Source organism: Kistimonas scapharcae, from assembly GCF_039540975.1.
GTDB classification, from domain to species: Bacteria; Pseudomonadota; Gammaproteobacteria; order Pseudomonadales; family Endozoicomonadaceae; genus Kistimonas; species Kistimonas scapharcae.
In genome coordinates, this window is the sequence record NZ_BAABFL010000003.1 from 26,397 (window position 1) to 35,350 (window position 8,954).

The following is an 8,954-nucleotide window of genomic DNA, read 5'->3' on the forward strand; positions in this document are numbered from 1 at the left end:
GACAGGCTCACTTATTCTTGGTTAAACCCGGTGGATTTCCCGACGACGGGCAATACCCACACAGCTGATCAGTTCATTCATTATTGCCAGTACGGCACGCCGAAACAATCCAGCAGGTCAACGGTTTCGGCAATCGGCAGGCCGACCACGCCGGAATAACTGCCCTGCAGCTCCCTCACAAATACGGCACCCAGCCCCTGTATACCATAGGCACCGGCTTTATCCCGGGGTTCCCCCGTCTCCCAGTAACGGGCAATTTGTTCTTCAGATAATGGATTAAATAGTACCCGGGTAATGCTGAGACGGCTCTCCAGGCGGTCGTCATCGTTAACCGCCACGGCCGTCATCACCTGGTGGTCACGACCGGCCAGCGCCCTCAGCATCGCGATGGCCTCTTCACGGTCGGCCGGTTTACCCAGGATTTTGCCGTCAACCACTACAGACGTATCGGCAGCCAGAACCGGCCGCTGTACCATGCAGGCCTCCTGCATCGCGCCCAGGCCTGCGCGGGCTTTCTCGCAGGCCATTCGGGTCACATACTCTTCCGGTATTTCCCCGGCATTCGGTGTTTCATCAATATCGCCAACCACCAACTCGTAGTGCACCCCTATCTGATCCAGAATCTCCCGACGCCGGGGTGAGCGGGAGGCGAGGTACAGCGATACAGCACTCATGGTGAAACCACCTTATTGTTGAAACGAATGCGGCCGGTTCAGACAATCCCGAACCGGCGTCGCAGGCTATGAAGTAGCAGGGACAACCAGGGCCACAACAGGGCGCTGGTCACAGCGGGTAATACATAAATCAGGGATGGCTGGACATGTCCGACGGCACTGTTGATCCAGAGACAGGTCAACTGGTAGAGCCCGATGATCACCAGCACCATAAAGGTCTGTTGCCAGAGCGGATACAACCGCAACCGACGATACGATTTGTGGGTCGCCATGGCGAGAATCAGCATGGCAATGGCGTTCTGGCCCAGCACAACACCCAACATGACATCCATCAGCAGGCCAATACACCAGGCAAAGAACACCCCGTAATTCTGCGGCAACACCAGCAGCCAGAACATCACGGCCATGGCCATCCACGCAGGACGGGCCAGCGACAACCAGGGCGGCAGGGGAATAATACTGAGAACCGCGGCCAACAGCAGCGTCAGCCAGACCAGCCAGTGATGTCCGGTTCTATGCATCACCCTTCTCCTTCGGGCTTTTCAGCCTGCTTTTGCCGGGCTGCCTCTGCGGCCTCCGTGAAGACCAGCATGACCAGACGCCCCTCATTCAGCTGGGCAGCCGGCTTGGCGACAATCCGTGCAAACGGACGCCCCGTATCACGGATCACCTCTGTCACAACCGCTACCGGATAACCAAACGGATAACGCTGCCCCAGGCCAGAGCTCACCAGCAAATCACCTTCCTGGATATCCGCCGTATCCGGCACATGCAGCAGCTCCAGATCATCCCCGCTTTCGGTACCGATGGCGATGGCACGATAGCCGTTCCGGTTAACCTGAACCGGCACCCGGTTGTTGCTGTCAGTAATCAAAAGAACCCGGCTGGTAAACGGCGTCACCGAGATCACCTGCCCCATGACACCATGGGCATCCAGCAACGGCTGCCCCACATAAACATTATCCGCAGAGCCTTTATTGATGATGATCTGCTTGACCTGCGGATCAGGGTCGATCCCGATCAGCTCCGCCACCGTCACCCGCTCTTCCACACCCTGGGAAGAGTTCAGCAACTCCCTGAGCCGGACATTCTGTGCCGTCAGCGCCGCGTATTTTTGCAGCTTCTGTTCAAGGATCAGGTTACGGGCATTGAGGCGGGCGTTATCCTCAATCAGGCCGGTATGGGAGGAAACGGCATCACTGGCAAGGGAAAACAGGCGGGCAGGCGTGTCAGCCAGCCATTGGATCGGCGTCACCACGACACCGAGGTAAGACCGGACATGCTTCAGATAATCAAAACGGTGGTCAACAAACATTAACACCAGGGACACGAGCATCAGCAGCGTAAATCGCGCCCAGATTGACTGACCTTTGCGAAAGATAGGGTTAATGGAAAACTCCTGACCCGTCGAGTCTTCTAGATAAATACCAAAGGACTGAATACACGACGAAACACGAATGTTGGGTGTTCACCGGACGTCATCCGTCCTTCCCTGAACCACGACAGCCGGACATCAAGCCCGGCTGCCAGGATCAACCATCACGGCACAGTACTACTCGGTGGACAGCAGATCCATACGGTGCTTGTCCATCATCTCCAGTGCCTTGCCGCCACCACGGGCGACACAGGTCAGCGGATCTTCCGCCACAATCACCGGCAGGCCGGTCTCTTCGCTGATCAGGGTATCGAGCCCGCGCATCAGGGCGCCACCACCGGTCAGCACCAGGCCACGCTCGGCGATATCGGAGGCCAGTTCAGGCGGAGACTGTTCCAGCGCACTCTTCACAGACTGCACAATAGACGCCAGGCTGTCTTCCAGCGCTTCCAGGATTTCACGGCTGTTCAGGGTGAAGCTGCGCGGCACCCCTTCGGCCAGGTTACGGCCACGGACATCAATCTCACGGGTTTCATCCATGGGATACGCCATGGCGATTTCCTGCTTGATGCGCTCGGCAGTGGAATCACCGATCAGGCTGCCGTAGTGACGACGCACATAGGTCACGATGGCTTCATCAAACCGGTCGCCACCAATGCGTACGGATTCGGAATACACGACACCGCTCAGGGAGATGATGGCGATTTCCGTGGTACCACCACCGATATCCACCACCATGGAACCGTTGGCTTCCTCAACAGGAAGGCCGGCGCCGATCGCGGCCGCCATGGGTTCTTCAATCAGGTACACTTCACGGGCACCGGCACCCAGTACCGATTCCCGGATCGCCCGGCGTTCCACCTTGGTGGATTTGCAGGGCACACAGACCAGCACGCGCGGGCTGGGCTGGATGACACTGTTCTCATGCACCTTATTGATAAAGTGCTGCAGCATTTTTTCACACACATCGAAGTCGGCAATGACGCCGTCCTTCATGGGCCGGATGGCAGTGATATTGCCCGGAGTCCGTCCCAGCATACGCTTGGCGTCGGAACCCACCGCCACCACACTTTTCTGGCTACCCAGATTACGAATCGCCACAACCGATGGCTCATCCAGGACAATCCCTTTTTCACGCACATATACCAGCGTGTTGGCTGTTCCCAGGTCGATAGAGAGGTCTGTCGAGAACAGGCCTCGTAATTTTTTCAGCATTTTGTAATGTTACCCTGCACGGTCCGGGGGGAAAAACTGTAAGCCCCGTTATCTTTTCATAAAACTCTAACAATGGCGGGAATGCCGGACAACCCGCAAAATAGGATAAGTATGCCTTGCATTTGCCGGTAAGGAAACGATATTGTCACGCAATTCACACTCCCGGCCGTTGCATCCCTTGAGATTCAAACGCCAACCCCCTACATTAAGCCGATTAATTGCACTTAACCCGTTGATCCTGCACACGCAATCGAAGGGTTCGCTTATTTGTCACATTCCGGAGAATGATCCCTATGGCGATTGACCGCTCCACGATATCCAGTGTGGCGCATCTGGCTCGTCTGTCCATCAGCGAGACAGAGGCCCAGAAGACCACGGACAATATCGTGAACATCCTTGAACTGATCAACCGAATGCAGGCAGTGGATACCGACGGCGTCGAGCCCATGGCCCACCCGCTGGATGCGGTCCAGCGCCTGCGCCCGGATGTGGTGACAGAAACCAACCAGCGTGAACACCTGCAGGAAAATGCCCCGGCGACGGAAGACGGCCTGTTCCTGGTTCCCCGGGTCATTGAATAAAGCGCCGCCAGCAACCCGAACCTCCTTGCTCCGGCATAACCTGTATTCACCTGATACCAAGACATGCATAACAAGACATTAGCCGAACAGTCCCGCGCGCTGGCCGCCGGCGACATCTCCAGCGAAGAGCTGACCCGCGCCTACCTGGACCGGATCCGCGACCTGGATTCCACCTACAACAGCTACATCACCGTGACCGAAGACCTGGCCATGAACCAGGCCCGTAACGCGGACATGCTGCGCGCCGAAGGCAAGGCGACCCCGCTGACCGGTATTCCGCTGGCGCAGAAAGACATCTTCTGCACCGAAGGCGTGAAAACCAGCTGCGGTTCCAAGATGCTGGATAACTTCATCGCCCCTTACGAATCCACCGTCACCCGGAATTTCAACGATGCCGGCGCGGTCATGCTGGGCAAGACCAACATGGACGAGTTCGCCATGGGCTCTTCCAACGAAAGCAGCTACTACGGCATCGTGCGCAACCCCTGGAACCCTGAGATGATTCCCGGCGGTTCTTCCGGCGGCGCGGCGGCGTGTATCGCAGCACGCCTGGCAGCGGGCGCGACCGGCACTGATACCGGTGGCTCCATCCGTCAGCCAGCGTCCATGTGTGGCATCACCGGCATCAAGCCTACCTATGGCCGGGTTTCCCGCTGGGGCATGATCGCCTTCGCATCCAGCCTGGACCAGGCCGGCCCCATGACCCGCACCGCGGAAGACGCCGCGATGATGCTGAACGTCATGGCCGGTTTCGATCCGAAGGATTCCACCTGCGTCAACCGCGAAGTGCCGGACTACACCGCCGACCTGACCAGGCCGCTGGATGGCCTGCGCATCGGTCTGCCGAAAGAGTATTTCGCGGCCGGTCTCGACAGCCGTGTGGAAGCCATCATTCGTGATGCAGTCCGTGAATACGAAAAGCTGGGTGCGACCGTCAAAGAAGTCAGCCTGCCAAGTTCCGACCTGGCGGTGGCGGCGTATTACGTTATCGCTCCGGCGGAAGCCTCCTCCAACCTGTCCCGTTTCGACGGCGTACGCTTCGGCTACCGCTGCGAAGACCCGCAGGACCTGGAAGACCTCTACAAGCGCAGCCGCAGCGAAGGCTTCGGTGGTGAAGTGAAGCGCCGTATCCTGGTGGGTACTTACGCGCTGTCGGCCGGTTACTACGACGCCTACTACCTGAAGGCCCAGAAGATCCGTCGCCTGATCAAGGACGACTTCACCCGCGCCTTCCAGGATGTGGACGTGATCATGGGCCCGACCGCCCCGGCGCCGGCCTTCCCCATCGGCGACAAGACCGACGACCCGGTCGCCATGTACCTGTCGGACATCTACACCATCGCCACCAACCTGGCGGGCCTGCCCGGCATGACCATTCCGGCGGGTTTTGTGGACGGACTGCCCGTGGGCCTGCAGCTGACCGGCAACTACTTTGATGAAAGCCGCCTGCTGAACATCGCGCACCGGTTCCAGATGGCCACCGACTGGCACGCCCAGGCTCCGGCCGGCCTGTAACAGATTGATTTTGACCGCCTGCCGACGCCGGCAGGACTGAAAAGAGGTTTACAACATGGAATGGGAAGCGGTCATCGGGCTGGAGGTACACGTCCAGCTCGCCACCAAGTCCAAGATTTTCTCCGGTTCGTCCACCGCGTTTGGTGCCGAGCCGAACACCCAGGCCAACGCCATTGACCTGGGCCTGCCGGGCATTCTGCCGGTGGTGAACGAAGAAGCCGTGAACATGGGCATTCGCTTCGGCCTTGGCATCAATGCCAAGATCAACCAGCGCAATGTCTTTGACCGGAAGAACTACTTCTACCCGGACCTGCCCAAGGGCTACCAGACCACCCAGCTGGACCACCCGATTGTCGGCGCCGGTGAAGTGGAGCTGACACTGGAAGACGGCAGTCGTAAAACCGTACGCCTGCACCATGCCCACCTGGAAGAAGACGCCGGCAAGAGCCTGCACGAAGATTACCACGGCATGACCGGCATCGACCTGAACCGCGCCGGCACCCCGCTGCTGGAAATCGTCTCCGAGCCGGATATGCGCAGTGCGAAGGAAGCGGTCGCTTACCTGAAGTACCTGCATACGCTGGTCTGCTATTTGGGTGTGTCCGACGGCGACATGTCCCAGGGCTCCATGCGCTGCGACGCCAACGTTTCCGTGCGCCCGAAAGGTCAGGAAAAGCTGGGCACCCGCGCCGAAATCAAAAACGTCAACTCCTTCAAGTTCGTAGAACGCGCGATCAACCATGAGATCGAGCGCCAGATCGACCTGCTGGAAAGCGGCGGCACCGTGGTGCAGGAAACCCGCCTGTACGATGCCGACAAGGACGAGACCCGCTCCATGCGCAGCAAGGAAGAAGCCAACGACTACCGTTACTTCCCCTGCCCCGACCTGCTGCCGGTGGTGATCGACGACGAACACCTGGAACGTATTCGCCAGACCATGCCGGAACTGCCCGCGGCCAAGCAGGCCCGTTTCACGGCGGAATACCAGCTGAATGATTACGACGCCAATCGTTTGGTGGAAGACCGGACCACGGCCGATTTCTTCGAGCAGGTTGCGAAAAGCGGTGGCGACGCCAAGCTGGCGGCCAACTGGGTGATGGGCGAACTGGCCAGCCGTCTGAACAACGACAGCCTGACCATCAGCGAATCCCCGGTGAACGCCGAGATGCTGGGCGGCCTGATCACCCGCATCCGCGACAACACCATCTCCGGCAAGATCGCCAAGCAGGTGTTTGACGCCCTGTGGAGCGGTGAAGGCCAGAGTGCGGATGACGTGATCGAGAAGAAAGGCCTCAAGCAGGTGACCGATACCGGCGCCATTGAAGCCATCATCGACGAGGTGCTGGCGAACTGTGCGGACCAGGTGGCCAACTACCGCGCCGCCGAGGAAAGCAAGCGTGGCAAGATGCTGGGCTTCTTTGTCGGCCAGATCATGAAGGCCTCCAAAGGCAAAGCCAACCCAGGCATGGTAAACCAGATTCTGAAGCAGAAGCTGGATCAGTAATTGCTCACAATTTCCGGGCCGTCACCGGCCCGGATTTTTTACAGTGACCTTCCCTGATAGACCAACCTGCCCAAACGCCCGCACGTTCCCCACCTGCCATCACTCCTGAAAGACCTTCTCCATACGGCTGAGGAAGTACGACTGGCCGGTAAGAATCCCCAGCAAAGCATCCGCGTCCTCCACGGAGAGCACCTTGTTTTCAAGGATGGTGTGGCGGTATTCCTGCAGCGTCACGGCGGCCACCAGGAACGTGGCATACTGCAGCTGTTCATCGTCATCAAACCATTGCTGCAGTGCCTTGTCTTTTTCCCGTGAACTGAGATGCCGTGCCGAACCCAGCAATTCCTTTACTAGTTGTTTCGTTTTCGCCTGCCAGCCATCTTCTGCCAGGGAAGCGGCTACGGCATAACGCTGCATGCCGTCCAGATTGGCCTGGCGTTGTGGCGCCAGCCACTCTACATCCGCAGGACGATCCTCCTCACTGTAAAACCGCCGCCCTTCCTGCCATTGCTCAATGATGGATGTCGGCATACGGGAACCCACGCCCCCCAGTTCAAACCAGACATCGCGAATATGGATCGCCGTGCCCAGGCCAATGACATCCATGGTGCCGAAGATACCCAGCGGACGCCCATAGACCAGCATGAACGCCAGCTCGACCATGGGGTAATTAACCACCCCTTCCTCAGCCATATCCATGAAGTGTTCCTTGAGGCGAAACCATATCCGGTTGAAGGAGTGGCCGAGCTGATCACGAATCGGTAGTGAGTCATTACTTAGCCGGAAAGACCGGATACCAAGGCTTTCGTTAAAGGCTTCCACGGCATCTTTCATTGCCTGTGCAGCAGGTGAATCGTCCAGCGTCGCCACTTCGGCCGCCGCACTGTGGGGCGAGTAAAGGTGATTGACGGATACCCGCGTTTTCAGTTCGTCCGGCAACTGTCGTGCGAGCAGAGTCGCGGGAATCGACGAGGTATTGCTGGCCACCGGCGCCGGGTTCTGATGTTGTTCCAGCTGTAACACCGCCTTTGCCAGCAAGGCCTGTTTGACCGGCACATCTTCCGTCACCAGTTCCTGAATAAAGACGGCGTCTTGCCAGTGGTCATCCGTCACCTCGTCAATAGACGACAGATAATGAACACCCGCACGCCCCTTCAGCCGCTCATGCGCCTGGGCCAGTTTGTCCGGATCAATATCCACGATCACCAGGTCCAGCCCATCGCGGTATTTCAGCACCCGGTCAACAAACACACGCCCCGTTGCCCCATAGCCAAAGACAATGACGGCATCCGCCAGCACCTCCACTGCAAAGAGCAACAACCAGGCCAACGCCAGGCCCAGAACACCACGCCGTACCATAACCGCTACCTCGTTACCGTTTTCCGGTGAGCATCTGGAGGCTGAGTGTAGTTCACCGGTGAAAGCGGCTATGGATAAAACGGCGTGTGACTGTGAAGTCAAATAATTAAAGATAAAGCAATGAGTAACACGCCAGTGCCATAGCCGAACGCCGGAAAATATGGTTATATCGCACGCGATAAACGACAACGTAACCATATAGCTACCGAGAACCAGGCTGTGGCCGCCAGCAGGCTGCCAACATCTCCGGGCGGTAGCGTGCCTAGTATTTAAGGAAAAGACGTCGTTAGTACCATCAAGTCATTCAAAACTCCAAACATCTCGTTAATTATGTTCTTAGACTTTGACCGAGTTCGCCTATTGTAGAAAAGCTCCAAGTCTGAAAACCTTTTATTTCACATGAAATTTTCAAATATTTAATAGCAAAGTCTTGCTTTATGCGAACTGTCTGATAAACAACCAAATAATGAATTAAAGATATATCTACTTATATGCCAAGCCTTTTTGAAAAATTTGATAACTAGGTAGCATTTTATGCGAATTCGGTTCATATAAACCCCTATTATACGCAAGTCATAAATCAAGAACATTCTGAGATATGGATCTTTTCAAAGATAAAAAAGTTGCTTCTATATTTGTTCAGGAAACGAGGTAAGTACTCAAAAACTCCTGTGCAGACCACATGGCAGCCAGCATGAGGCGTATTCGATAATATTTGCCAGTCTCGGAAT

The 8,954-nt window shown here is 57.0% G+C and carries 8 protein-coding genes; 3 read left to right on the forward strand and 5 right to left on the reverse strand.

Features of this window, described 5'->3' with window-relative positions; all coding sequences use genetic code 11:
- Positions 1 to 80: 80 nt before the first annotated feature.
- From ABD892_RS00245 to ABD892_RS00260, 4 genes are all read right to left on the reverse strand, one after another.
- Positions 81 to 674, reverse strand: a complete 594-nt coding sequence (locus tag ABD892_RS00245) for a Maf family protein (protein WP_345192633.1) — start codon at positions 672 to 674, stop codon at positions 81 to 83.
- A gap of 38 nt (positions 675 to 712) precedes the next feature.
- The gene (mreD, locus tag ABD892_RS00250; RefSeq protein WP_345192635.1) at positions 713 to 1,195 is read right to left on the reverse strand and encodes a rod shape-determining protein MreD; all 483 of its coding nucleotides are present in this window, start codon (positions 1,193 to 1,195) and stop codon (positions 713 to 715) included.
- On the reverse strand, positions 1,195 to 2,100 hold the full coding sequence (gene mreC, locus ABD892_RS00255; protein ID WP_425559136.1) for a rod shape-determining protein MreC: 906 nt from the start codon (positions 2,098 to 2,100) through the stop codon (positions 1,195 to 1,197). Before mreC ends, mreD begins: the two co-directional genes overlap by 1 nt.
- 126 nt (positions 2,101 to 2,226) lie before the next feature.
- The gene (locus ABD892_RS00260) at positions 2,227 to 3,264 is read right to left on the reverse strand and encodes a rod shape-determining protein (RefSeq protein ID WP_345192637.1); all 1,038 of its coding nucleotides are present in this window, start codon (positions 3,262 to 3,264) and stop codon (positions 2,227 to 2,229) included.
- A 293-nt stretch (positions 3,265 to 3,557) separates the two neighbouring features.
- Here ABD892_RS00260 and gatC point away from each other — a divergent pair, with 293 nt between their 5' ends.
- The 3 genes from gatC (at position 3,558) to gatB (ending at position 6,864) form a co-directional block, all read left to right on the forward strand.
- Positions 3,558 to 3,845, forward strand: a complete 288-nt coding sequence (gene gatC / locus ABD892_RS00265) for an Asp-tRNA(Asn)/Glu-tRNA(Gln) amidotransferase subunit GatC (protein ID WP_345192639.1) — start codon at positions 3,558 to 3,560, stop codon at positions 3,843 to 3,845.
- A gap of 63 nt (positions 3,846 to 3,908) precedes the next feature.
- Positions 3,909 to 5,360 carry an Asp-tRNA(Asn)/Glu-tRNA(Gln) amidotransferase subunit GatA gene (gene gatA, locus ABD892_RS00270; RefSeq protein ID WP_345192641.1) on the forward strand — a complete coding sequence of 484 codons (1,452 nt, stop codon included), beginning with the start codon at positions 3,909 to 3,911 and terminating at the stop codon, positions 5,358 to 5,360.
- 55 nt (positions 5,361 to 5,415) lie between these two features.
- Entirely contained in the window at positions 5,416 to 6,864 is a 1,449-nt protein-coding gene (gene gatB / locus ABD892_RS00275) for an Asp-tRNA(Asn)/Glu-tRNA(Gln) amidotransferase subunit GatB (protein ID WP_345192643.1), read from the forward strand.
- A gap of 99 nt (positions 6,865 to 6,963) precedes the next feature.
- On the opposite strand, the gene ABD892_RS00280 is transcribed toward gatB, so the two are convergent.
- Positions 6,964 to 8,223: a 3-hydroxyacyl-CoA dehydrogenase family protein gene (locus ABD892_RS00280; protein WP_345192645.1), complete on the reverse strand. Its 1,260-nt coding sequence runs from the start codon at positions 8,221 to 8,223 to the stop codon at positions 6,964 to 6,966.
- Between the last annotated feature and the right edge of the window lie 731 nt (positions 8,224 to 8,954).

Coding starts and splice junctions, on each gene's coding strand:
- ABD892_RS00245 (WP_345192633.1), bottom strand. CDS start 674: ATGAGTGCTGTATCGCTGTACCTCGCCTCCCGCTCACCCCGGCGTCGG.
- mreD (WP_345192635.1), bottom strand. CDS start 1,195: ATGCATAGAACCGGACATCACTGGCTGGTCTGGCTGACGCTGCTGTTG.
- ABD892_RS00260 (WP_345192637.1), bottom strand. CDS start 3,264: ATGCTGAAAAAATTACGAGGCCTGTTCTCGACAGACCTCTCTATCGAC.
- gatC (WP_345192639.1), top strand. CDS start 3,558: ATGGCGATTGACCGCTCCACGATATCCAGTGTGGCGCATCTGGCTCGT.
- gatA (WP_345192641.1), top strand. CDS start 3,909: ATGCATAACAAGACATTAGCCGAACAGTCCCGCGCGCTGGCCGCCGGC.
- gatB (WP_345192643.1), top strand. CDS start 5,416: ATGGAATGGGAAGCGGTCATCGGGCTGGAGGTACACGTCCAGCTCGCC.
- ABD892_RS00280 (WP_345192645.1), bottom strand. CDS start 8,223: ATGGTACGGCGTGGTGTTCTGGGCCTGGCGTTGGCCTGGTTGTTGCTC.